Genomic DNA, 23,175 nt, shown 5'->3' with positions numbered 1-23,175 from the left:
GCTGCTGTCTTCGGCCCCGTCGTGCAGGCCCTGTCTGGATGGCAGAGGGCAAACCCCATGCCGATAGCGTGTGGATTCCGCCATGCATGCATCACAATCTGGGCCATCGCCCAGGCAAAAGGACTTCCTGTGTCTCACGCGTCTCCCTTTCTGGCCACCCCCGAGCAATGGTTGCGGTACATGCCGGCGGCGCAGCACCAGCGACAGGAATTGAGACTGGTCGAGAATGCATGGGACCACCTGTCCTTGCTGTCGTCCCTGTCGCTGCTGTCTTCCAAGGCCTCCTCCGGCCATGACCTGGCGCAGGCCCGCAGGGACTTCGCCGCCCTGTCGGCCGACTTGATGCGCGGGCTGGCCGGCGAGGCGCTCAAGAACCGGATCAGCGATCTCGCGTCGCGCGCCCAGGTCTGTATCGACGTGCTGGTGCGCAACCTTTTCGAGCGAACGGCCGACATCGGCTTTTTCGCCACCGACGTGGGCGTGGCCGAGTTCCTGGGCCACCCCGACCCCGACACCCGCCCCACCATTGCCGCCCGGCTGCGCGAATACGCCGACAAGTACACGGTGTACGGCAACATCTTCCTGTTCGACACCGCCGGCCGGCCGTGCGCCCAGTTGCATGCGGTGGAGCCGGTCGCGTCCGAGGCGCAGCGGCAGGCCGACCAGGCGTTTCTGCAGTCGGTGCTGCACAGCCATGCGCCCTATGTGGAGCACTACGCGGTGCACGGCTTCAGCGGCGAGGCCGGCAAAACGCTCATGTACGCGCGGCGCGTGGATTTCGAGGGGCGTGCCGTGGGCGTGCTGTGCCTGCAGTTCAAGCTGGCCGACGAAATGCCGGCCATCTTCGCCTCGGTGCAGGACGGCGGCGGCTCGCAGGGGCAGGGCTGCGACGCGGTGCTCGCGCTCACGGACGGCCAGGGCCGCGTGCTGGTGTCCAGCGACCCGCTGCAGTTGCCGGCCGGCTGGCCGCTGCCGCAGGCCGCCGCCGCCGGGGTGCAGCCGATCCACCATGCGAGCCGGCGCTACCTGATGGCCGTGCGCGACACCGAAGGCTTCCAGGGCTATGCCGGGCCGGGCTGGCGCGGCGTGGCGCTGCTGCCGCTGGACGTGGCCTTCGACGAGGCGGACCAGGGCGACGCCGGCGCTTTCCCGGTCGAACTGGCGGGCCACGCCGACGTGCTGTCGCAGGAGCTGCGCGACATTCCGGCGCGGTCCGCCACCATCCAGTCGGCGCTGGAGCGCTCGGTGTGGAACGGCCTGCTGGACCTGCACCAGCTCGGGGGCGATTCGGCGGCGCCGCGCGAGCTGCAGTTCGCCAAGACCTTGCTGTCCGAGATCGGCGCCACCGCCCGCAAGACGGCCCTGGCCTTCGCCAGTGCCCTGCAGGACCTGTACGGCGTGGTCATGCGTTCGCTGCTGAGTGATGCCCGGGGCCGGGCGTCGCTGGCGATGCAGATCCTGGACCGCAACCTGTACGAGCGGGCCAACGACTGCCGCTGGTGGGCGCTGACGCCGCAGTTCGCCCGTACCCTGGAGGCCGGCACGCCGGGCTGCGAACAGGCCACTGCGGTGCTGCAGGGCATCAACCGGCTCTACACCGTGTACGCCTGCCTGGTGCTGTTCGACCGCGAGGGCCGCGTGGTGGCCGTCTCCCAGCCCGGCCAGGCGCGGCAGGTGGGCACCTCGCTGGATGAGGAATGGGTCGGCCGCTGCCTGCGCCTGCAGGGCAGCCAGGGTTATGTGGTGAGCCGCTACGCGCCGAGCCGGTTCTACGGCCAGGGCCCTACCTTCGTCTATGCCGCCGCGGTGCGGGGCGAAGCGCGCGGCGAAGGCAATGGCCGCGGCGCCACGGGTCCGTTGCTGGGTGGCATTGCCATCGTCTGGGATGCGGCCGAGCAGCTGTCGTCCATCCTGGCCGACTGCGCGGGGGGCGCGGGCGGGCGCGACGTGCTGGCGTTCGTCGATGCGCAGGGCGCGGTGGTCTGCGCCACGGGCAGCGAGGCGCAGGCGGCGATGCCCGCCTGGGCGGCCGGCCGCACCGAGCCGCGCATGGCGGTCCTGGGCCGCCACCTGTACGCCACGGGGTTCGCGCGGGGCCAGGGCTACCGTGAGTTCCGCGCGCAGGACGGCTACGACCACGGCCTGGGCTGCGCGGTGCTGCGCCACGTGTGCGAGCACCAGACCGCCGCGGCGCTGGCGCCCGCGCTGGCCACGTTGCCCGGCGCGCGCATCGAGGCGGCGCAGGGCCTGCAACTGGCATCGTTTCGCATGGGCGCGCAGTGGTTCGGGCTGGAGGCCGCCTCGGTGGTGGAGGCCGCACCCGACGTGACCGTGCTGCACGCGGGTGGCCTGCGTGCGCCGTTCCTCGGCCTGGCGCAGATCGGCCACCGCGTGTGCCCGGTGGTGGACCTGCGCAGCGTGATCGCCGCGCCGGCAGGCCAGGCGCATGCGCCGGCCCCGCGCGAGGGCGACCCCAACCGCCAGATCGTGGTGGTGCGGGCGACCCTGGACGACGGGCGCCTGCAAGAGTTCGCGCTGCGGGTGGATGCGCTCGGCGCCATCCTCGAACTGGACCGCCGCACGCTGCAGCCGGTGGGCGTGGGTGCGGTCGCCGGGGCGGCCCCCTTGATCGATGCCGTGGTGCCGGTCGCCACGGCGAGCGAGCCGGCCGGCCGGGCCATGCTCTGCCGCATCTCGCCGCAGTGGCTGCAGCAGTGCGCGGCCGGGGCGCTGGCGGATGCGCCCCGGCAGGACCTGCAGTCCTTGCTCGCCGCGGCGGCCTGATCCCGTTGCCGGGTGCGTTCAAGATCCCCGAGTCGGTGCTGGTGGTGGTCCACACCCCGGCGCTGGACGTGTTGCTGATCCACCGGGCGGGCGGTGGCGACCACTGGCAGTCGGTCACCGGCAGCAAGGACTGGCCCGAGGAGCCATTCGAGGATGCAGCGGTGCGCGAAGTGCGCGAGGAAACGGGCATCGATGCCCGCGCCCCCGGCTGCGTGCTGACCGACTGGGCACTGGAAAACGTCTACGACATCTGGCCGCAGTGGCTGCATCGCTACGCGCCGGGCGTGGTGCGCAACCGCGAACGGCTGTTCGGCCTGTGCGTGCCCCAGGGCACGCCGGTGGTGCTGAGCCCGCGCGAGCATGTGGCGTGGCGCTGGCTGCCTTGGCGCGATGCGGCGCTGGCCTGCTTTTCGCCCTCCAATGCCGAGGCGTGCCTGATGCTGCCCCGGTTCACGCCGCCCGCCTGACCGCGGCCTCCCGGCCAGCGCTACATCGGCCGCAGGCGCAGCACCGCCGCGAGATCGGCCGGTTCGGGCAGTGGCGAGGAGGGTGACGAAGGCGAGGCGGGCGTGGCGGCGGGCGTGCTGGCGGCGCTGGACGTGCGCAGCACCAGCTCGCCCGGCTTTCTTTCGGTGGCCTGGCCCAGCACGGCGCGCGGCGTGGTCGGGCCGCAGCGCGAGCGCAGGGCGTCGATGGCCGCCTGCCGCGCCGCAGCGTCGTCGATGCGGGCGGCGTGCCGGGTCAGCATCTGCTGCGCCAGGTCCAGCAGCTTGGTGTTGAGCGTGGTGCCGGCGGCGTCCAGGAGCTGCGCCACCGCGCCGCCGGGGTCGCCCGACAGGCTGAGCGCCACCGCATTCTCGGCGGCCTTGTTGATCTGCAGCAGGCAGCCGCGCACGATGTCCGAGTAGTCGGGGTGGACCAGGCAGGCATTGGCCATCAGCTCGCACAGGCCGCGCGTGTTGGCGTAGCGCATGCCGATGGCGGTGACCCAGGCCGGACCCTCCTGCAGATCGATGGAGGTGGCGGCCAGCACGGCCAGCAGGCTGCTCAGGTTGCAGGCGGCTTCGTAGTCGAATTCGCCGATGCCGATCTCGCGCGCCATGGCGCGCACCCCCGCCACGGCCTGGGCGAACTGGCGCTGCTGGATCTGCTGCAGCGCCGCCACGATTTCGCTGAAGCGCTGCACGCGGCGGCTGTCGCCATGGCGCTCCAGGATGCGCACGAAGTCGGCCATGCAGCGCTCCAGGCCCTTGCGGTCGTTGCCCGTGAAGTGCGCGAAGGCCAGCAGCACCAGCGACTGGTAGTCGAACAGCTTGGAGTCGATGCCCAGCACCGCGGCGCGCGACAGGGCCTTGGCCGCCGTTTCGCGGTCGCCCATGTAGTGGGCCATCATGCCGAGCTTTTGCAGCCGCACCACCGAGTCCGGCGTGAGGCCGCTGGCCGTGCGGTAGGTGGCCATGGCGTCCTCGAAATTGCCCATCTCGACCTGCGCGCGCCCGAGCACGTCATACGCGTCGGCGAACGAGGCGTCCTCCCCGATCAGGCCCTGCAAGGTGGTGATGGCCCGCGGCGCCTGGCCGGATTCGATCTGCGCCCGCGCCACCCCCAGCTTGGCCCAGGGCAGGGCGCGCGCCTCGATCACCGCCTCGAACAGGGTGCGGGCCTCGTCGTGCCGCGCCAGGCGCAGCAGCAGCTCGGTGCCGATGCGCGCGGCATACAGCCAGTAGGGCTTGCGCGCCTCGAAGCGTTCCACGCACAGCTGGGCGGCGGCCTCGAAGTCCTCCCGCCCGATGGCATCGAAGATGGGGCGCAGGTGGGTCTTGCGCAGGCGCGCCAGGCCCAGCCGCTCGAACAGCGCGCTGGGCGTGAAGGGCTTGAGCAGGTAGCCGTCCAGCGCGGATTCGGCCGCCTCGGCCACCGCGGCGTAGGAGGCCTCGGCGGTGACCATGAAGAACACGGTGGAAAACGGCAGCATCTGGGCGCGCCGAAGATCGTCCAGCAGCGTCTGGCCGGACTGCCCGGATTCGGCGAAATACTGCTCGCACAGCACGTAGTCGAACACGGTGTGCTCCAGCCGGCTGCGTGCGTCCTGCACCCTGCTGCACTGCACCACGCGGTGGATGCCGTATTCGCGCAACTGCGCCACCAGGATGCTGCGCGAGGTCGCGTTGCTGTCGATCACCAGCGCCTGGGATTCCGTGGAGTCTGGTTCTTTGGCGGTGGCCATGGCGGTGCGGCGCGCGTCCCGGTGAGCAAAGAGCACAGTGTAGGGCGCACGGCGCCGGCCAGAGGGTGGAAAAAAGGCCCTTCCCGCCGGCTGACACCGGAACGACGCGCGGCTGCGACACAATCGCGCCATGGACCCCTCCGACATCCTGCGCGTCGCCACCTACAACATCCACAAGGGGGTGCAGGGCCTGGGCCCGGCCCGCCGCCTCGAGATCCACAACCTGGGCCATGCCGTCGAGCAGCTCGACGCCGACATCGTTTGCCTGCAGGAGGTGCGCAAGATGCACCGCCGCGAACAGCAGTACTTCCAGCGCTGGCCCGACATGCCCCAGGCCGAGTTCCTGGCGCCCGAGGGCTACGAGGCGGTGTACCGCACCAACGCCGTCACCCGCCACGGCGAGCACGGCAACGCGTTGCTGTCGCGCTGGCCGGTGATCGGGCACCGGCACGAGGACATCTCCGACCACCGCTTCGAGCAGCGCGGACTGCTGCATGTCGAGGTCGAGATCCACGGCCGCCGCGTGCATGCCATCGTGGTGCACCTGGGTCTGATCCCCGGCAGCCGCGTGCGCCAGGTGGCGCAACTGCAGCGCTTCGTGGCCCGCGAGGTGCCGCCGGACGAGCCGCTGGTGGTGGCCGGCGATTTCAATGACTGGGGCCTGCAGGTCAAGCGCGCGCTGGCGGCCTGCGGGCTGTACGAGTACGAGGAGGCGCCCCGCACCTTCACCTACCCGGCCCGCCTGCCCATGGTGCAGCTCGACCACGTCTACGTGCGCGGGCTCACGCCGCTCGGCCTGCACGTGCCGCGCGGGCGCATCTGGTGGCGCATGTCGGACCACCTGCCGCTCATCGCCGAGTTCCGCCTGTGAGCCGCGGGGGGCTTTGAGCCATGTCGCATGCCGCCGTGCTCGGCGCGGACCACCGCGTCCGCTTGCTGCAGGGGTCCGAGGAGCTGTTCGCGGCCCTCGTGGCCGACATGGACACCGCCACGTCCGACATCCAGTTCGAGACCTACATCTTCGACTGCACCGGCACGGGCGCCGGCATTGCCGAGGCGCTGGTGCGCGCGGCCGAACGCGGCGTGCGCGTGCATCTGGTGGTGGACGGCGTGGGCACCGGCTCGCTGCCCGGCCCGTGGCCCGAGCGGTTCCAGGCCGCGGGCGTGCAGATGCAGGTGTATTCGCCGGTCGGCACGCTGGGCATGCTGCTGCCCCACCGCTGGCGCCGGCTGCACCGCAAGCTGTGCGTGGTGGATGGCTGCGTGCTGTTTTGCGGCGGCATCAACGTGCTGGACGACCTGCACGACCCCAACCACGGCGTGCTGGAAGCCCCGCGCTTCGATTTCGCGGTGCGTGCCGAGGGCCGGCTGGTGGAGCAGGCCGACGAGGCCATGCAGCACGTGTGGTGGCGGCTCAAGGCGGTGCGCGACGCGCGCCGCCACCGTTTGGCCGATGCGCTGCGCGACCTGCGCGCAGCCGCACAGGCCCGGCGCGCGCAGGAGGATGCGGACGACGCGGGCCCCCGCATGCGGGCCGCGCTGGTGCTGCGCGACAACCTGCGCAACCGCAGCCGCATCGAACGCGCCTACCGCCGCGCCATCGCCAACGCGCGGCACGAGATCATCATCGCCAACGCCTACTTCGTGCCCGGCGGCAAGCTGCGCCGCGCGCTGGTGCTGGCCGCGCGCCGTGGCGTGCGCGTGCGCCTGCTGCTCCAGGGGCGCTACGAATACTTCATGCAGTACCACGCGGCCCGGCCCGTGTACGGCGCGCTGCTGAAGGCCGGCGTGGAGATCCACGAATATTCGCCCAGCTTCCTGCACGCCAAGGTGGCGGTGGTCGATGCGCTGGGCGAACACCCCTGGGCCACCGTGGGCTCGTCCAACCTCGACCCGCTGTCGCTGCTGCTGGCGCGCGAGGCCAACGTGGTGATCGAGGACGCGGGCTTCGCCGCCGACCTGCGCGAACGCCTGGTGCACGCCATGGAGCATGCCGGCCAGCGCATGGACCCGCGCGCCTACGCCGAGCGCCCCTGGCGCCAGCGCGCGCTGGACCGCATCGCCTTCGCCATCATGCGCGCCGCGCTCTGGGTGACCGGCAACCGCTACTGAGCCGGTGCGGCTTGGGTTTGACGCTATTATTTTTATAGCTATATGCCCTAGAGGAATATGCGCTGGGGGCCAAAAACACTCGGCAAGCCGGGGCGGGCATTCGCTGGTACGATGCCGCCCATGTTCAGACAACTCGCCGCCGAATCGAACGACGCGCCGCCCGAAGAGGGCACGCCCGTTTCCGTCAAAATCCGCGAACGGCTGGCCGCGGCACGCAAGCGCTTCAATGCGAACGACAACATTGCCGAGTTCATCGAGCCCGGCGAGCTGGAACTGCTGCTCGACGAGGTCGAGGCCAAGATGCAGGGCGTGCTCGACAGCCTGGTCATCGACACGGCGACCGACCACAACACCCAGAACACCGCGCGGCGCGTGGCCAAGATGTACCTCAACGAGGTCTTCAAGGGCCGCTACGCGCAGCAGCCGGCCATCACCGAGTTCCCGAACGCCGAGCACCTGAACGAGCTGATGATCGTCGGCCCGATCACCGTGCGCAGCGCCTGCAGCCACCACTTCTGCCCCGTGATGGGCAAGATCTGGATCGGCGTGCTGCCCAACGAGCACACCAACGTCATCGGCCTGTCCAAATACGCGCGGCTGGTGGACTGGGTCATGGGCCGCCCCCAGATCCAGGAAGAGGCCGTGGTGCAACTGGCCGACCTCATTATGGAAAAGACCCAGCCCGACGGCCTGGCCATCGTGATGGAGGCCAGCCACTTCTGCATGTCCTGGCGCGGCGTGCGCGAGATGGACAGCAAGATGCTCAACTCCGTCATGCGCGGCGTGTTCCTCAAGGACCCGGCCCTGCGCCGCGAATTCCTCTCGCTCATTCCCGGAAGGAACTGACATGCTCGTCCGACTGCTTTACGCCAGCCGCGCCGTGGACACCTCGCCCGACGCCATCGAAGCCATCCTCAGCCAGTCGCGCCAGCACAACCCCACCTGCGGCATCACCGGCGTGCTCTGCTACGGCGGGGGCGTGTTCCTGCAGGCGATCGAGGGCGGCCGCTCCGCGGTGAGCGCCCTGTACGGCCACATCCAGAAGGACCCGCGGCACAAGGACGTGGAGCTGCTGCACTTCGAGGAGATCCACGAGCGCCGCTTCGGCGGCTGGACCATGGGCCAGGTCAACCTGACCCGCATCAACCACTCCATCTTGCTCAAATACTCCGAAAAGCCCGAGCTGGACCCGTACTCGGTGTCGGGCCGCGTGTCGTTCGCGCTGCTGGAAGAACTGATGGCCACGGCGTCCATCATCGGCCGCGCCTAGGCGGGCCTGCTTCCCCCCGGTCCCTCACCCGTCCCCCCGAGGCCGCAGGCGCCATGCGCTGCGGCCTTCTGCATTCAGGCTTCCTCTCCCCCGTTTCAGCACCGTGACCTTCAACGCCTTCGCGCTCATCCTGCTGGCCGGGCTCATCCACGCATGCTGGAACATCGCGGCCAAGAAAGCGGGCGGCGATTCACGCTTTGCCTTCTTCACCTCGGTGCTGATGATGCTGGGCTGGGCGCCGCTGGGCTGGTGGCTCGGGCGCGATGCCGTGCCCGAATGGGGTGCCAAGGAATGGGGCTTCGTCGTGGCCAGCGGGCTGCTGCACGTGGCGTACTACGTGATCTTGCTGCGCGGCTACCGCCAGGCCGACCTGACCGTGGTGTACCCGCTTGCGCGCGGCTCAGGGCCGCTGATGTCGTCGCTCGTCGCCATCACGTTCCTGGGCGAGCAGATCTCGCTGCTCGGGGGCCTGGGCATCGCGGGCGTGGTGGGCGGGGTGTTCCTCATCGCCGGCGGCCCCGCGCTGCTGCGCGCCGCGCACGACCCGGCCGCGCGGCAGCGGGTGCATGCAGGCATCCGCTACGGCGTGCTCACCGGCGCGTTCATCGCCAGCTACACGGTGGTGGACGGCTATGCGGTGAAGGTGCTGCGCATGTCGCCCATCCTCGTGGACTACATGGGCAACTTCGTGCGGGTGGTGGTGCTCGCGCCCGTGGTGCTGCGCGACCTGCCGGCCGCGCGCGTGCTCTGGCGCGTGCAGTGGCGCTTCGCCCTGCTGGTGGCGGCGGTGAGCCCGGTGGCCTACGTGCTGGTGTTGTACGCCATGCAGGAGGCCCCGCTGTCGCACGTGGCGCCGGCGCGCGAGGTGTCGATGCTGTTCGCCGCCCTCATCGGCGGCCACCTGCTGGGCGAGGGCGACCGGGCCGCGCGCATCGCGGGCGCGGTGATGATCGCAGCGGGCGTCACCGCCCTGGCGCTGGGGTAGGGCATGGATGCGGGTGCCAGCGCCGTGCCGCCGCTGCCGATGCTGATCGGCTGCGATTTCTCCAGCAGCCCCAGCCGGCGCAAACCCATCGTGGTCGCCAGCGGGCAACTGGCCGGGCCACGGGTGGTGCTGTCGGGCCTGGAGACCTTCGACACGCTGGCGGGCTTCGGACGCTGGCTGGCCGAGCCGCGCATGTGGGTGGGCGGGTTCGACCTGCCGTTCGGCCTGCCGCGCGAGCTGCTGGCGCACCTGGGCTGGCCGCTCACCTGGCACGCGAGCATGCAGCACTACCGGGGCCTGAGCCGCGCGCAGATCCGCGACACCTTCGCGGCGTTCTGCGATGCGCGCCCGGCGGGGGCCAAGTTCGCCCACCGGGCCGCCGACGGGCCGGCGGGCTCCAGCCCGTCGATGAAATGGGTCAACCCGCCCGTCGCCTACATGCTGCACGCGGGCGTGCCGCTGCTGCTGGATGCCGGCGTGCACCTGCCCGGCCTGCATGCGGGCGATCCGGCCCGCGTGGCGCTGGAGGCCTACCCCGGCCTGCTGGCGCGCGAGATCCTGGCCCGGCGCAGCTACAAGAGCGACGACCGCGCCAAGCAGACGCCCGACCGCCTCATCGCCCGCAAGGACCTGGTCACGGCGCTGGAGAACGGCGCCACCCGGCTGGGGCTGCGGCTCAAGCTCACGCACGCGCAGCGCGATGCGCTGGTGGACGACGCCAGCGGCGACCGCCTGGACGCCGTGCTGTGCCTGGTGCAGGCCGCATGGGCGGAGCAGCGCCACCGGCAGGGCGATGCGCTGTACGGCCTGCCGCCGGGGCTGGACCCGCTGGAGGGGTGGATCGTCTCGGCGCCCGTGGATTGAAGCCCGGGCCCTCACAATGGCAACGAGGCGGCGCCGCAGGCCGCGCCCCGTCCATGCTCAACAGCCATGTCAAAGACACGCCATGACCTCGTCGCAGCCCGATTCCCGCACCCGCCAGGCCGGTGCCTTCGCCCTGCGTTGCGGCGCCGCGCTGCTGGCGGCCGCATGCCTGGCCGGCGCTGTGGGCGCCGCGCCCGCGCCGTGGTACTTCTGGCGCAGCAAGGTCGACGGCAAGCGCGTCTGCGCCCAGGTGTCGCCGGGGCCGGGCTGGGAGCGCGACAGCACGCCCTACGACGGCCCGGGCTGCGAGGCGCGCCGCCGGGTGTTCGTCATCCCGATGCGCTGACGGCGCCGCCGCAGGGCGTGACAGGACCTGCGCCCAGCCTGCGCCGCTACACGCCGGCCTGCTGGTGCCGCCATTCCTGGCTGCGTCCGCCGTAGCCGTAGGCGGCCGCGCGGGCATCGATCAGGTGGATGTAGCTCACCTCGTGCAGGCTGGGCAGCAGGCCGGCGAACGCGGCATGGATCTCGCGCAGGTAGCGCGCCTTCTCCGCCTTTGTGTTGGTCTCGTCGGTGATGCTGATGTCCAGGTGGAAGGCGGTCTGGCCCAGCTCGGCCAGCGAGACACCCCCGATGAACCATTGGTCGGCCGCGATGAACTGCACCGTGGTGGCGATCACGGGCAGGGCCTTGCCCAGTACGTTCTGGGTGATGTCGGCGACAGCCGCGGTCGCGCGGCGGGCCAGGGCGATATCGGCGGGGCCGGACAGGTGGATGGCGATGTGGGGCATGGTGCGGGTGCTCGTTGAAGGGATGCCGTGATTTTTCGCCGAATTCACCTTCCTGAAAAGCGGGATTCATGGATACCATCCATCGGTTTTACCGTTGGATTCACTGGACCATGCATGCCTTCCCTCTCGACCAGCTTCGCACCTTCGCCGCCGTGATCGACGCGGGCAGCCTCACGGCCGGCGCGCCGCGGGTCTTCCTGTCGCAGTCGGCCGTCAGCGAGCAGTTGCGCAAGCTCGAAGAGCAGGCCGGCCAGTCGCTGCTGCTGCGCTCCAAGGCCGGCGTGGCGCCCACGGCGGCGGGCGAGCGGCTGCTCGGCCATGCGCGCCAACTGCTCGCGCTGAGCGAAGCGGCCTGGCGCGACCTGCACGGCGTGGCGCTGCAGGGCACGCTGCGGCTCGGTGTCACCGATTACTTCCGCCCGGCCGATCTGGCGGGCCTGCTGGCGCGCGTGGAGGCGCAATACCCGCAGGTGCGGCTGCAGGTCACGGTGCAGAAAAGCGGGCTGGTCGAAGCGGGCTATGCCAGCGGCGAGTTCGACGTGGGGCTGACCATGGCCTTGCCCGCCGCGCGCACGGCGGCTGGCGCGGCCCGCGCACGGCCTGCCGCCAGGGCCCCCGTGGCCAAGGCGTCGTTGCTGCGCCAGGAGGCCCTGCACTGGATGGCCGCCCCCGGCGTCACGCGCGTGAGGGGCGAGCCGCTGCGCCTGCTCGCGCTGCCCGACAGCTGTTCGCTGCACCAGTTCACCGTGGCGCTGCTGGAGCGCCGCCGGGTGCCTTACCGCATCGCGCTGCTGGCCTCGGGCGTGGCGGGGCTCCAGTCGGCGCTGGCGGCGGGCCTGGGCGTGGCCTGCCTCAATGCGTCGGCGCTGTGCCCCGGCGTGCGGGTGCTGCCGGCGCCGCACGGCCTGCCGGCCTTGCCGCAGGCGGGCTTTTATCTGCTGCCGCCCCGGGCCGGGGAGTCGGACTTCGTGCGCGAGGCGCGCGGGGTGCTGGCGGCGGGCTTTGGCTGATCCCCGCACGTTCGTGCGGATTGCTATGACAAATATAGCGGCATGCCTTGGTTCTAATTGCGCTGGAGGCACTTTTCGCTCCCATCGGTGAAGGGCGGCCCGCACAGCCCTCGGGCCCCGGCCGCCCTTTGCGTTTCAAGGGCTCTTGGGCAGCAGTGGGCCTTGGTTCTGCAAAGGTTGTCTCTTGGATCGACCCTGCATGCAGTGACCAGAAGATTGACCTCCGCATGGCTGCGCATCACCCTGGATGTCGTGAAAGCCAATGATTGAGGCATCTGGGCATTCCATCGGGAACCTCTCAAAACCCATCCGGTCCCTTGTTGATCGAGAATGCGTGCTCCATCCTTTGCCATGATCACTCCCCGTAGCGCCCTGAAGTTCGACCTGTTCGCTGAGGCCTCGCGCCAACACAAGAGAGATGAGGTGGGCGATCCGCTGCAGGTGATCGCGCGGCACATCGACTTCGCAGAACTGGCCCGGCTGGTGGATGCCTTGATCGAACGCGGGGGTGGCCGCCGGGGCGGTCGGCCCGCCTACCCCACCGAGGTGATGGTGCGCATCCTGGTGTTGAAGCGGCTGTACAACCTGTCCGATGAGCAGATGGAGTATCAGTTGCTGGACCGGGGGAGCTACCAGCGGTTTTGCCTGTTGCAGGATGCGATGAACGTGCCGGACCGCAAAACGATCTGGCGCTTTGGCGAGCGCCTTGGCGTGGGCGGGGCAACGGCCTTGTTCCAGGGGGTGGATGCCCAACTGCAGCGCCACGGCTACATCGCCCGGGGCGGGCAAGCCATTGATGCCACGCTGGTGCCCGCGCCCCGACAGCACATCGGCCAGCAGGAGCGGCGAACGCTGGCACAAGGCGGGCAGCCGGACTGGAGCCAAGCGCGACGCAGGCAAAAGGATGTGGAGGCCACGCACACGAAGAAGCACGGCAAAAGCCACTTCGGCTACAAGCTCAGCGTGAGCGTGGACCTCAAGCACGGCTTCATCCGCCGCCTCGCCACGGGCACGGCCAGCGAGCACGACGGGCACCACTTCGATGAGGTGCTGGACATGCACAACACCGGGCGGGCAGTGCATGCGGACAAAGCCTACCCGAGCCGCCAAAGGTGCCAGATGCTGAAAGTGCTGGGATTCGTGGATGCGATGCAGCGCCGTGCGCAGGCGGGCCGACCACAGAGCGAATGCCAGAAGGGGCGCAACCAGCGCATCGCAAAGAAACGAGCCAAGGTGGAGCACGTGTTCGCCGGTATCCGCCACCTGGGGGGCAAGTTCGTGCGCACCATCGGACAGGCGCGCGCCACGGTGGGGATGACGATGATGGCCGCCTGCTACAACATGAAGCGACTGGCCTGGTTCCTGCATCGGGGCGTGGATGCTTTCTTCAAGCCCGCCACTGGCAAGGCACAAGTGCGCCTGCAAACGGTGAAAGCCTGAGCCACCGGGCCTGCAAGGCCCCTCATGCACCCAGGCGCAGACCGTTGCTGGGCCTCATCACGCTCAAACGGCTACTGGCGCCCACTCCTCCCTATTCGGATTCGTCAAACATGGGGTTGTGAGAGGCTCCCCACAGGATGGTCAGCCAGAAGCGCTATTCTGATCGGGCCGGCATGAAAGAAAGCAGGCTTGCGCAGCCTCGATGCAGTGCGCAACGAGGGGCTACTACCTGGGTGCTAATCGGGGCAACGGCCGGAATGTGCGACCACTCGCACACCACGCCAGAGATGGGCGCGAAACAGCCGGCAGAGGCCTTGGGCGGAAAGAATCAATGCCGTTAAATGATCGGGATGGGCGGCACCCTGTTAACGAAGAGCGCGAAACCATTCCTCGAGCGCTCCAAGCGCATTGAATCTCAACCCCCGCGCTTCACATCCAGATCCGCCAGCACCCGCAGCAACCCCCGATTCACCTCTTCCAGGTCCATCTCGTGCGTTTCGCACAGTTGGCGGATCGCCGCGCCGTTGTCCGTCTCCAGCGCGCAGGCCATCTCCAGGCTGGCCGCGTACGGTCCGGTGTGCAGCACGGTGGCGTCGTAGATGCGTTCGGACAAAGGCAGGCGGCGCAGGATGGCGCCCAGGGGTTCGCCCAGCAGGTCGTCCATCTGCGAGAGCAGGCCGCACAGGTAGATTTCGCGCCGCAGGTCGTTTTCCACGCCGGCGTCCAGCAGGCGCTCGGTCAGGCGGGCGCGCAGCACCATGGATTCGCGGATGGGCTGCAGGTTGGGGTCGGTGCTGGCGTGCGGCAGTTGGTCCGACAGCCAGCGCTTGAGCGAGCCGTAGCCCATCATCACCAGGCCGCGCCGCAGCGAATCCACGCCGGTGCGCAGGCCCAGCGCGGCCGAGTTGGTATAGACCATGAAGCGGTAGGCGAGCAACGGGTCTTCGCCCAGGATCTGCTCGAAGGCCTCCAGCGACTGTTCGGCGTCGATGGCCTTCATCAGCTTGAGCACGGTGTCGTGCCCGGGCTGGGGCGGCTGGTGGCGCAGTTCGTACAGCACGTCTTCTGCGGGCCAGCCGGCCAGTGCCAGGGCCTTGTGCCGGTCCAGGCAGTGTTCCATGAGGGCGCGGCTGGCCACGTTCTCGTACATCTGTCCGGCCAGCACGGGGCTGGGCTGCTGCGGCTGCTGGCCTGCGGCGGCGTGGGGGGCGCCCGATCCGGCGCGGGGCACGGCGGCGGTGGCCTTGAGCGCGGCCATGGCGTCGGCGGCGCTGAGGGTGAGCAGGCTGTTGTCGAAGCAGCCGGCCACGGCGGGTTCGGGCAGGTGGTGCAGTTCGCCGCGCCAGACGAGTTTCAGGCCGCGCTGGTGGGCGGCCTGCACCTGGGCGAGCAAGGCCGGATCGCCCAGCCATTCGTTGCGCACTTCGATCCAGGGGGCGCCGCGCGGCGCCTGGGTGAGCAGGTCGGTGAGCAGCTGCGGCGTTTGCGGGGACAGCAGCAGGGGGGGCGAGCTGGCGCTCCACAGTTCCTGCAAGGTGCGCAGCAGGTGGGGCGCATCCACGACAGCGGCGCCGTCGCTTTGCACATAGAGCTGCACGGCTGCCAGGCGCCGCGCCTGGTTCCACAGTGGGCGGTAACCGAGGAGAAGGCTGCCAAGAACGGATTGGACCATGGGATGCGAAGGCGGCCGTTACCGCGCGGGCTCAGCCGATGTAGTTGAAGAGGGACAGCTTCTGCACCTGGGCATAGGACTTCAGGGCCGCTTCATACCCGACCTGGTTGTTCTGGAAGTCGGAAATGCCCTTGATCATATCGAGATCCTCCGCGCGCGAACGGTCGGCTTCGAGCTGCACGGCGCGCTTGTCCTGGTCGCCCGTGATGCGGTCGGCGCGGTTGAGCAGTTCGCCCGCGTAGCCCCGCATGTTGTGCATGCGCTCCATGCCGATGTCGATGTTGTTCAGGGCCTGGCCCACGGCCTGCGAGGCCGCGCCGCTGGTGGTGGCGTTGCCGATGTCGCGGATGGCGCTGTCCAGCGTGCTGAAGATGCTGGCGCTGGGCTGCAGCGAGATGCTGTCGCCGTTGGCGGGCGAGAGGCTGTAGGTGCCATCGACCTTCTTGACGGGCGTGCCGGTGATGTTGAAGCTCATGCCGGGGATGCCGGTCACGCCGATGCTCACCGGCTTGTCGGACGGAAAGTCGGGCACCGTCACGGGCGCGGACGACACGCCGGTGGTGGTGTTGGTGATGGTGTACGTGGCCGTGGTGGTGCCGGCCGTGGCGCCCGGGCCTACGCCGCTGAAGACGATCTGGTAGTTGTTGCCCGTGATGAGGCTGGTGTCGGTGGGCTTGATGCCGTCGGTGGTCAGCAGGTGGTCGGTCGAGCTGGTGGTGACGGCGGCGTTGTAGGCGCCGTCGCGCTGCGGCACGAACATGAAGGCCGATTCGCCGTCCAGCGACAGGGGCAGCGAACTGTCGGTGCCCGAGCCCTGGCCGGGCAGGCCGGAGAAGGTGTAGTCGGGGCTGCCGGACTGCGGCCCGAGAAACGGCGTGAGCGCGCTGCCCAGGGCGCCCAGCAGCGGCATGCCGTTGCTGTCCTTGCGGTTGACCATGGAGGACAGCTGCTCGCGAAGGCCCTGCAGTTGGTTGGCGATGGTCTTGCGGTCGTTGGGCGTGAGCGATCCGTTACCGGCGCTCACGATGAGCTGGCGGGCCTCCTGCACCAGGTCCACGGCTTCGCCCATGGTCGATTCGGCCTGGGCGATGGAGTTGCGCTGGTTCTCCAGCGCGCGCTGGTCGGTCTGCACGCGCGCCAGCCGGGTCATCGCGCGTTCTGCCTGCGCGGCGGCCACCGGGTCGTCGCTGGCGCGCACCACGCGCTTGCCGGAGGTGAGGTTTTCCTGCAGGTTGGACAACGCCGTCTGCCGCGTGCCCAGGTTGCGCAGGGCGTTGTCGTACATGTTGGCGGTGGAGGTGCGATAGAAGTTGGCCATGTCTTTCTCCGGCGCGGTTTATCGGCCCATCGTCTGGATCAGGCTGTCGAAAATACTCTGGGCGATCTGCAGGACCTTCGCGGAGGCCTGGTAGGCCTGCTGGTATTGGATCAGCTTGGCGGCCTCTTCGTCCAGGTTCACGCCCGAGACGGCCGTGCGGTCCTTTTCGAGGTTGCCCGCGATGGTGGTGGACAGCTGGGCGGAGTTCAGCGCGCTCTGCGTGCGCGTGCCCACCTGCGCCATGAGGCCGGCGTAGCCGTCGCTCATGGTGGATTCGTCGAACATCTTCACGTCGCGCAGCGCGTTCATCGCGGAGGCGTTGCCGGCGTTGCGGGTGTAGGTGTCGCCGTATTGCGGATCGAGCGCATTGCCCACCGTGACGGTGTCGCCGGTGTTGGGCGTGCCCTTGAGCGTCAGTTCCCAGCCGTCGATCTTGATGGGCTGGCCCGGCGTGTAGGCCAGGCCCGCGGTGCCCGAGGGCGGCGTGGTCGAGCCCGTCACCGTGTAGGTGGTGGGCGGGCCGGCGGCGAAGCTCAGGCTCACGCCCGCCGGAATGGGAGGGGCGGTGAAGCCCGTGGAGGTCGCCTGCACGCTGGTGAGCTGCATCGACCCGCCGTTGGTCTTGCCCATGGCGGCGTTGACGGGGCTGGCCACGGCCAGGTCGCGGGGCGACAGCACCTTGGCCTGGATGTTCGCGGCCGTGGTGCTGAAGGGCTTGAAGAGCACGCGCTCGCCCGTGGCGCCTGCGGCCGTCATGTTGAAGTTCAGCCCGTCGATCTGCTTGCTGGCCAGGTCGGTCAGGTCGGTGAAGGCGGTGGCCTTGCCGTCGGACATGCGCACCACCTGGCCGGCCGGCGGCGTGGTGAAGCGCACTTCATAGTCGGACGCGGCGAACTTCGTCGCGTCGCTGAACGACACGGTGCCCACGGCCGTGCCCTTGGTGTAGCCGGGCATGCTGGTGGGGACCGAGAACAGGTCCTTGCCGGCCTGTCCGTCGAGCGTGAGGCCCAGCTTGTGCTGGGCGTTCATCGTCATGCCGATGGATTGCGCCATGCGGCCGAGCAGGTTCACGCCCTCGGCCAGATCGGTGTTGTTGAAGCGCAGCAGGCCCGAGACCTCGCCGCCGCCGAGCATGTTCTCGTCCAGCTCCACCGGTGCCACGCCGGGGCGGTTGAAGAACAGCTTGGTCTGCCCGCTGCCGGGAAAGGACGTGGCCTCGCCCACGGACAGCTGCGTGGCGGTGGAGCCCAGCACCAGGGGCTGGCTGCCCGCGACGAACAGGCCCACGGTGCCGTCGTCGGCCTGCACCTGCGTGGTCTGCACGTACTGGTTGATCTCGCGGATGATCTGGTCGCGCTGGTCCAGCAGGTCGTTGGGCGATTGGCCGTTGCCGGTGGCGCGCGCGATCTGCTCGTTCACGCCGGCCATGCGGCTGGCCAGGCTGTTGATCGCGTTGACGTTGCTGTTGAGCTGTTCGGTGACGGTGTACTGGATCTCCGACAGACGGTCGGCCGCGGAGCGCATGCGCCCGGCGGTCTCGTCCATGCGCGTGAGCACCACCGTGCGCGCGGTGATGTCGGTCGGGGCCGCCACCACGTCGGACAGGGCGTTCAGCATGTCGGTGATCGAGGCGCCCAGGCCGCTCGTGCCGCCGCTGAAAACGTCCTGCATCTGCGACAGGCGCTCGCCGCGCGTCTGGTCGGCCGCCTGGGTGGCGTTGGCCGCGGCGGCCTGCCGCGTGAGCAGCTCGTTGTGGTTGCGCAGGATGGTCTGCACGTCCACGCCCTGGCCGATGTAGCCGCCGCCGGTGAACTGGCCCTGCACGGTCTGCAGCGACAGCGTCTGGCGCGAGTAGCCGGCGGTGTTGACGTTGGCGATGTTGTGGCCCGCGGTCTGCAGGGCCACCTGGTTGGCGAGCAGGGCGCGGGCGCCGACGTTGAGCAGGCTCATGGAGCGCTTTCCGTCACGCCGCCGTGCGCGGCGAGACGCGCAAGGTGCTGTTGATGGCCCGGCTCAGCTTGCTGGCGTATTCGGGATCGGTGGCGTAGCCCGCCTTCTGCAGTTCGGTGGCGTAGGCCACGGCGGAATGCGTCTTCTCGCGCGCCTTCTCGTAGCGCGGGTTGTCGTTGATGAGCTTGGCGTAGTCCTTGAAGGAGTCTTCGTAGGAGTCGTAGGCGCGGAACTTCGCCGTCACCTTGCGCGGCACGCCGCCGATGTATTCGGTGGTGGTGATCTCGGCGACCTTGCCCGTCCAGCCCTTGCCGGCCTTGATGCCGAACAGGTTGAAGGAGTTGTCGCCGTCTTTGCTCCGGATCTCGCTCTTGCCCCAGCCGGTCTCGTGGCCGGCCTGGCCCAGCATGAAGCTGGCGGGAATGCCGCTTTCCTTGGCCACGCGCTCGGCCGCATCGCGGTGGTGCTGCACGAAGCTCTCGCGGCCCTTGGGCGCGGGGGCGGACGGGTCGGCCGCCACGGCGGCGGCGGCGCGCTGGCTGGCGGCGCCCAGGCTCAAGGTGGAGGGCACCGAAAACGTGGGCTCGGCACCGGCACCGGCATCGCCGCCGCCGATCTGGCGCGTCAGCTGGCGCTGGATGGCCTCCGAGAGCCCGCCCTGGCGGCCCGACATCTGGATGGACAGCTGCTGGTCGAGCATGTCGGTGCCCAGGTCAGCCTGGCCGCCTTCCATGAGGCCGGACTTCATCGTCGCCTCGCGCATGCTCTTGATCATCTCGCGCATGAAGAGCGATTCGAACTGCTTGGCCGCTTCCTTGGCGGCCTGCGGGCTGTTCTGACCGGCCTCGTACTTGAGCGCGTTGAGCGAGCGCGAATCGACGGCCAGCGCGTTGGTGGCGGTGGTGGTCGCGGCAGAGGGCAGGGTCATGGCCATGTGCGGTCTCCCGTCAGGTCGGACGCCGCCGCGCTGAGCGCAGGGACGGCAAGGTGGCGGCCTGGGTCATCAGATGACCTCCAGCTCGGCGTTCAGGGCGCCCGCGGCCTTGATGGCCTGCAGGATGGCCAGCAGGTCCTGCGGCGTGGCGCCCAGGGTGTTGAGCGCGCGCACCACGTCGGCCAGCTGCGGCGACGGCGGCATCTGGATGATGTTGCCCGGCTCCTGCTTGACGGTGATGTCGCTCTTTTGCGCCACCACGGTCTGCCCTTGCGACAGCGGGTTGGGCTGGCTGATGACGGGTGTGGAACTGATGGTGATCGACAGGTTTCCGTGCGCGATGGCGCAGGGGCCCAGCGTCACGGCCTGGTTCAGCACGATGGAGCCGGTGCGGGCGTTGATGACGACCTTGGCGGAGGGGACGGAGTCGGCCACCGCGAGTTCTTCCAGATCGGCGATGAAGTTCACCCGGGCGCCGGGGTCCAGGGGGGCGCGCACCTGCACCGTGCGGCCGTCCAGCGCCGTGGCGATGCCGGCGCCGTTGCCCAGCTTGCCGTTGATGGCCTGGGCCACCTTGCGGGCGGTCTGGAAGTCCGAGGCGTTCAGGCCCAGGGTGATGGTGTCGCTGTCGTTCAGCGGGGTGGGCACCGAGCGTTCCACTTGTGCGCCATCGGGAATGCGGCCGGCGCTCAGGTGGTTGATCTGCACCTTGCTGCCGCCGGCAGACGCCCCGGCACCGCCCACGACCATGTTGCCCTGCGCCATGGCGTAGATCTCGCCGTCGGCGCCGCGCAGCGGCGTGGCGATCAGCGTGCCGCCCTTGAGCGACTTGGCGTTGCCCATGGAGGACACGCTCACGTCGATGGTCTGGCCGGGCTGGGCGAAGGCGGGCAGCTGGGCGGTGACGATCACCGTCGCCACGTTCTTGAGCTGGGGCGCCGCCGTGCCGGGCGGCAGGCTGATGCCCATCTGCTGCAGGTAGTTCGTCATCGCCTGCGTGGTGAAGGGCATCTGCGTGGTCTGGTCGCCCGTGCCGTCAAGGCCCACGACGAGGCCGTAGCCCGTCAACTGGTTGCTGCGCACGCCTTGCACGGCCGCCACTTCCTTGATGCGCAGGGCATGGGCGGGCAACGCCGCGCACAGGGTGGCCAGGGCGGCCAGCAGCCACACGAGCCGCGACGCGCGCGAAATCAGGGGAGAGGGCAGGGCTTTCATGGCCTCGATTGTGAAAGCGGACCGCTTCACGGGATGGGCCAAAAAGATGCCGGATTACCGGTCAATTGGGGCGGCCGGCCCCGGGGGAATACCAGCGAAAAATGCCGCCAGTGCAATCAACACTAGGGCATTGTGCTATGAAAATAATAGCAATCTGCCGCCAGGCCGTGGCGGCAGATTGCGGGGAGGGGATGGGTGGCGGCGCGGTTAGAACGGCGTGACCGAATTGAAAGCCCGCGACAGCCAGCCCATGGCCTGCGCCTCGCTCTGGGCGCCACGCCCGCGCGATTGCACCCGGGCGTTGGCCACCAGCGTGGAGCTGATCACGCTGCCCGGCTGCAGGGCGCGCGGGTCCACCGTACCGGAAAAGCGCAGCACGTCCACGTTGTCGTTCACGCCGATCTGCTTTTCGCCGGCGATCACCAGGTGGCCGTTGGGCAGCACGTCGATCACGGTGGTGGTGATGGTGCCGGTGAAGGTGTTGGTGCTTTCGGTGCCGCCCTTGCCTTCGAAGTTGTTGGTGCTGGTCGCGCCCAGCGAGGCCTTGCCCAGGTTGGTCGAACTGATGAACGGCAGCGCGGTGATGCCCGACGCCGTGCCCGACTTGCGGTCCACGGTGGAGGTCGATTTCTGGCTGGCCGACACCGTCTCGATGATCTGGATGGTGACCACATCGCCCACCAGGCGCGCACGGCGGTCCTCGAACACCGGCCGGTAGCTGGCCGCGTGGAACAGGCTGCCCGTCGCCGGGCCCGAGGGGCGGGGCGTGGCGGCCACGGGCGGCGGCGTGGTGGGCAGCAGGTCCACGGGCGGCGGCGGCGACAGCGTGGCGCAGCCGGTGCACAGCAGCACCAGGCCGGCGACGGCGGCCAGGCGCGCGGACGGCGCCGGCACGGGGGACGAACGGAGGAAGGAGGCGGTACGCATGGCGGAGTCCTGCAACAAGCGGTGGGGGCGTGGGCGTTCTTCGTGGGAACGGTCGGCGTTGCGCTTCAAAGCTGCGCGAGCTTGGCCAGCATCTGGTCCGATGTCTGGATGGCCTTGGAATTCATTTCGTAGGCGCGCTGGGTCTGGATCATGGTCACCAGCTCTTCCACCACGTTCACGTTCGAGGTTTCGAGGAAACCCTGGCGCATGTAGCCCAGGCCGTTGGTGCCCGGCGTGCCCTGCTGGGGCTGGCCAGACGCGGCCGACTCTTTGTACATGTTCTGCCCGATGGGCTCGAGGCCGGCCGGGTTGATGAAGTTGGCCATCGCGATGCTGCCCAGCTGCTGGGGCGCGGTGCTGCCCGGCACGGTGGCGGAGACCACGCCCTCGGTGCTGATGCTGATGGCCGTGGCGTTGGCGGGCACCGTGATGCCGTTGGCCACCGGCAGGCCGCTGGAGGTGACCATGCGGCCCTGCGCGTCGAGCTGGAACGAGCCGTCTCGGGTGTAGCCGATGGTGCCGTCGGGCTGGGTGATTTCGAAGAAACCGTTGCCGTTGATCGCCACGTCCAGGTTGTTGTTGGACTGCTGCAGGCTGCCTTGCGTGAAGTTGCGGCTGGTGGCCACGGTGCGCACGCCCAGGCCCAGGTGCAGGCCGGTGGGCAGCTGGTTCTGCTCGGTGGTCTGCGCGCCGACCTGGCGCTGGTTCTGGTAGATCAGGTCTTCGAAGACCGCGTTGTTGCGCTTGTAGCCGTTGGTGGAGACGTTGGCCAGGTTGTGCGAGATGACATCCAGCTGGGTTTGCTGGGCGGACATGCCGGTCTTGGCGATCCACAGGGAATTGATCATGGCGGTTCCTTTGGGGAGGCGGTTGCGTCGGGCTCGGCGTCGGGGTCAGCCGTTGAGGCTCAGCAGCTGGCTGGCCGACTTGTCGTTGGTCTCGGCCGTCTGCAGCAGGCGCAGTTGCGCCTCGAACTGGCGGGAGGCGGCGATCATTCCGACCATGCTCTCCACGGCATTCACGTTGGAGCCTTCCAGCGCGCCGGACAGCATGCGGGCATTGGGATCGCTGGGCAGCGGATCGCCCGAGGTGGTGCGAAACAGGGCATCGTCGCCGCGCTTGAGTGGGTCTTCCAGCGTGGGCGTGGCCAGCTTCAGTCGCCCCACGGCTGCGGGGCGCTGGCTGCCGACCTTGGCGGTGATGGTCCCGTCCGAGCCCAGCGCGATCTCCGCGCCCTGGGGCACGTCGATGGGCCCTCCACCGTCCGAGAGCACGGTCAGGCCGTTGCTCGTGAGCAACTGGCCCGTGGCCGAGACTTCCAGGCTGCCGTTGCGGGTATAGGCCTCGGTGCCGTCGAGCCCCTGCACGGCGAACCAGGCATTGCCCACCGCCATGGCGTCCAGGTTGCGGCCGGTGCGCTGCACCGGGCCGGACGCTTCGGAGTGGCCCGAGGTCGCCTCCAGGGCGAACACGCGGGTCTTGGCGCCGTCGCCCTGCACCGGCACGGCGCGAAAGGTGGACATTTCCGCCCGGAAGCCGTTCGTGGAGGCGTTGGCCAGGTTGTTGGCCAGCACCGACTGGCGCTGCGCGGCAGCGCTGGCGCCCGTCATCGAGGTGTAGATGATGTGGTCCATGGAGGGTCTCGCGCAGGCGTCTCAGTCGGTGTGGGCAGAGGT

21 protein-coding genes are annotated in these 23,175 nt (G+C 69.5%); 11 read left to right on the top strand and 10 right to left on the bottom strand.

The window, feature by feature from the left end:
* Positions 1-129 precede the first annotated feature (129 nt).
* Together M5C96_RS22825 and nudB are read left to right on the top strand one after the other, a co-directional pair.
* Entirely contained in the window at positions 130-2,784 is a 2,655-nt protein-coding gene (locus M5C96_RS22825; protein ID WP_272565467.1) for a chemotaxis protein CheW, read from the top strand.
* A 5-nt stretch (positions 2,785-2,789) separates the two neighbouring features.
* Positions 2,790-3,251, top strand: coding sequence for a dihydroneopterin triphosphate diphosphatase (gene nudB, locus M5C96_RS22820; RefSeq protein ID WP_272565466.1), 462 nt, complete (start codon positions 2,790-2,792; stop codon positions 3,249-3,251).
* A 20-nt stretch (positions 3,252-3,271) separates the two neighbouring features.
* Here the strand turns inward: nudB and M5C96_RS22815 are convergent, their stop codons facing one another.
* Positions 3,272-5,011 (bottom strand): response regulator, encoded by a 1,740-nt coding sequence (locus M5C96_RS22815; protein ID WP_272565465.1) that lies wholly within the window; start codon positions 5,009-5,011, stop codon positions 3,272-3,274.
* Positions 5,012-5,141: 130 nt separating this feature from the next.
* On the opposite strand from M5C96_RS22815, the gene M5C96_RS22810 reads away from it, so the two are divergent.
* The 7 genes from M5C96_RS22810 (at position 5,142) to M5C96_RS22780 (ending at position 10,588) form a co-directional block, all read left to right on the top strand.
* Positions 5,142-5,882, top strand: coding sequence for an endonuclease/exonuclease/phosphatase family protein (locus M5C96_RS22810; protein ID WP_272565463.1), 741 nt, complete (start codon positions 5,142-5,144; stop codon positions 5,880-5,882).
* A gap of 20 nt (positions 5,883-5,902) precedes the next feature.
* Complete coding sequence (gene clsB, locus M5C96_RS22805; RefSeq protein ID WP_272565461.1) at positions 5,903-7,123, top strand: cardiolipin synthase ClsB; 1,221 nt, start codon at positions 5,903-5,905, stop codon at positions 7,121-7,123.
* Positions 7,124-7,243: 120 nt separating this feature from the next.
* The gene (gene folE / locus M5C96_RS22800; protein WP_272565459.1) at positions 7,244-7,969 is read left to right on the top strand and encodes a GTP cyclohydrolase I; all 726 of its coding nucleotides are present in this window, start codon (positions 7,244-7,246) and stop codon (positions 7,967-7,969) included.
* 1 nt (position 7,970) lies between these two features.
* The gene (locus tag M5C96_RS22795; RefSeq protein WP_272565458.1) at positions 7,971-8,393 is read left to right on the top strand and encodes a BLUF domain-containing protein; all 423 of its coding nucleotides are present in this window, start codon (positions 7,971-7,973) and stop codon (positions 8,391-8,393) included.
* 103 nt (positions 8,394-8,496) lie between these two features.
* Positions 8,497-9,378 (top strand): DMT family transporter, encoded by an 882-nt coding sequence (locus M5C96_RS22790; RefSeq protein ID WP_272565457.1) that lies wholly within the window; start codon positions 8,497-8,499, stop codon positions 9,376-9,378.
* A 3-nt stretch (positions 9,379-9,381) separates the two neighbouring features.
* The gene (locus tag M5C96_RS22785; RefSeq protein ID WP_272565456.1) at positions 9,382-10,242 is read left to right on the top strand and encodes a DUF429 domain-containing protein; all 861 of its coding nucleotides are present in this window, start codon (positions 9,382-9,384) and stop codon (positions 10,240-10,242) included.
* A gap of 82 nt (positions 10,243-10,324) precedes the next feature.
* A complete protein-coding gene (locus M5C96_RS22780) occupies positions 10,325-10,588 on the top strand; it encodes a hypothetical protein (RefSeq protein WP_272565455.1) in 264 nt (87 codons plus the stop codon).
* A 46-nt stretch (positions 10,589-10,634) separates the two neighbouring features.
* Here the strand turns inward: M5C96_RS22780 and M5C96_RS22775 are convergent, their stop codons facing one another.
* Entirely contained in the window at positions 10,635-11,033 is a 399-nt protein-coding gene (locus M5C96_RS22775; protein WP_272565453.1) for a tautomerase family protein, read from the bottom strand.
* A gap of 110 nt (positions 11,034-11,143) precedes the next feature.
* Here M5C96_RS22775 and M5C96_RS22770 point away from each other — a divergent pair, with 110 nt between their 5' ends.
* Together M5C96_RS22770 and M5C96_RS22765 are read left to right on the top strand one after the other, a co-directional pair.
* Positions 11,144-12,043 carry a LysR substrate-binding domain-containing protein gene (locus M5C96_RS22770; RefSeq protein ID WP_272565452.1) on the top strand — a complete coding sequence of 300 codons (900 nt, stop codon included), beginning with the start codon at positions 11,144-11,146 and terminating at the stop codon, positions 12,041-12,043.
* A gap of 354 nt (positions 12,044-12,397) precedes the next feature.
* On the top strand, positions 12,398-13,483 hold the full coding sequence (locus M5C96_RS22765; RefSeq protein WP_272569558.1) for an IS5 family transposase: 1,086 nt from the start codon (positions 12,398-12,400) through the stop codon (positions 13,481-13,483).
* 415 nt (positions 13,484-13,898) lie between these two features.
* On the opposite strand, the gene M5C96_RS22760 is transcribed toward M5C96_RS22765, so the two are convergent.
* The 8 genes from M5C96_RS22760 to flgF all read right to left on the bottom strand — a co-directional run bounded on the left by M5C96_RS22760 (position 13,899) and on the right by flgF (position 23,133).
* Complete coding sequence (locus M5C96_RS22760; RefSeq protein WP_272565450.1) at positions 13,899-15,155, bottom strand: HDOD domain-containing protein; 1,257 nt, start codon at positions 15,153-15,155, stop codon at positions 13,899-13,901.
* A 31-nt stretch (positions 15,156-15,186) separates the two neighbouring features.
* Complete coding sequence (gene flgL / locus M5C96_RS22755) at positions 15,187-16,473, bottom strand: flagellar hook-associated protein FlgL (RefSeq protein ID WP_272565449.1); 1,287 nt, start codon at positions 16,471-16,473, stop codon at positions 15,187-15,189.
* An 18-nt stretch (positions 16,474-16,491) separates the two neighbouring features.
* Positions 16,492-18,423 (bottom strand): flagellar hook-associated protein FlgK, encoded by a 1,932-nt coding sequence (gene flgK / locus M5C96_RS22750; protein WP_272565448.1) that lies wholly within the window; start codon positions 18,421-18,423, stop codon positions 16,492-16,494.
* Between the two features lie 13 nt (positions 18,424-18,436).
* The gene (gene flgJ / locus M5C96_RS22745; RefSeq protein WP_272565447.1) at positions 18,437-19,357 is read right to left on the bottom strand and encodes a flagellar assembly peptidoglycan hydrolase FlgJ; all 921 of its coding nucleotides are present in this window, start codon (positions 19,355-19,357) and stop codon (positions 18,437-18,439) included.
* 69 nt (positions 19,358-19,426) lie between these two features.
* Positions 19,427-20,572 carry a flagellar basal body P-ring protein FlgI gene (locus M5C96_RS22740; protein WP_272565446.1) on the bottom strand — a complete coding sequence of 382 codons (1,146 nt, stop codon included), beginning with the start codon at positions 20,570-20,572 and terminating at the stop codon, positions 19,427-19,429.
* A 207-nt stretch (positions 20,573-20,779) separates the two neighbouring features.
* Positions 20,780-21,499, bottom strand: coding sequence for a flagellar basal body L-ring protein FlgH (locus M5C96_RS22735; RefSeq protein ID WP_272565445.1), 720 nt, complete (start codon positions 21,497-21,499; stop codon positions 20,780-20,782).
* A 65-nt stretch (positions 21,500-21,564) separates the two neighbouring features.
* Positions 21,565-22,347, bottom strand: coding sequence for a flagellar basal-body rod protein FlgG (gene flgG, locus M5C96_RS22730; protein WP_272565444.1), 783 nt, complete (start codon positions 22,345-22,347; stop codon positions 21,565-21,567).
* A 45-nt stretch (positions 22,348-22,392) separates the two neighbouring features.
* The gene (gene flgF / locus M5C96_RS22725) at positions 22,393-23,133 is read right to left on the bottom strand and encodes a flagellar basal-body rod protein FlgF (RefSeq protein WP_272565443.1); all 741 of its coding nucleotides are present in this window, start codon (positions 23,131-23,133) and stop codon (positions 22,393-22,395) included.
* Between the last annotated feature and the right edge of the window lie 42 nt (positions 23,134-23,175).

This window comes from Acidovorax sp. GBBC 1281, from assembly GCF_028473645.1.
Taxonomy (GTDB): domain Bacteria; phylum Pseudomonadota; class Gammaproteobacteria; order Burkholderiales; family Burkholderiaceae_C; genus Paracidovorax.
Note: the sequence above shows the minus strand (reverse complement) of the source record. Positions and strands in the feature narration are given on the sequence as shown.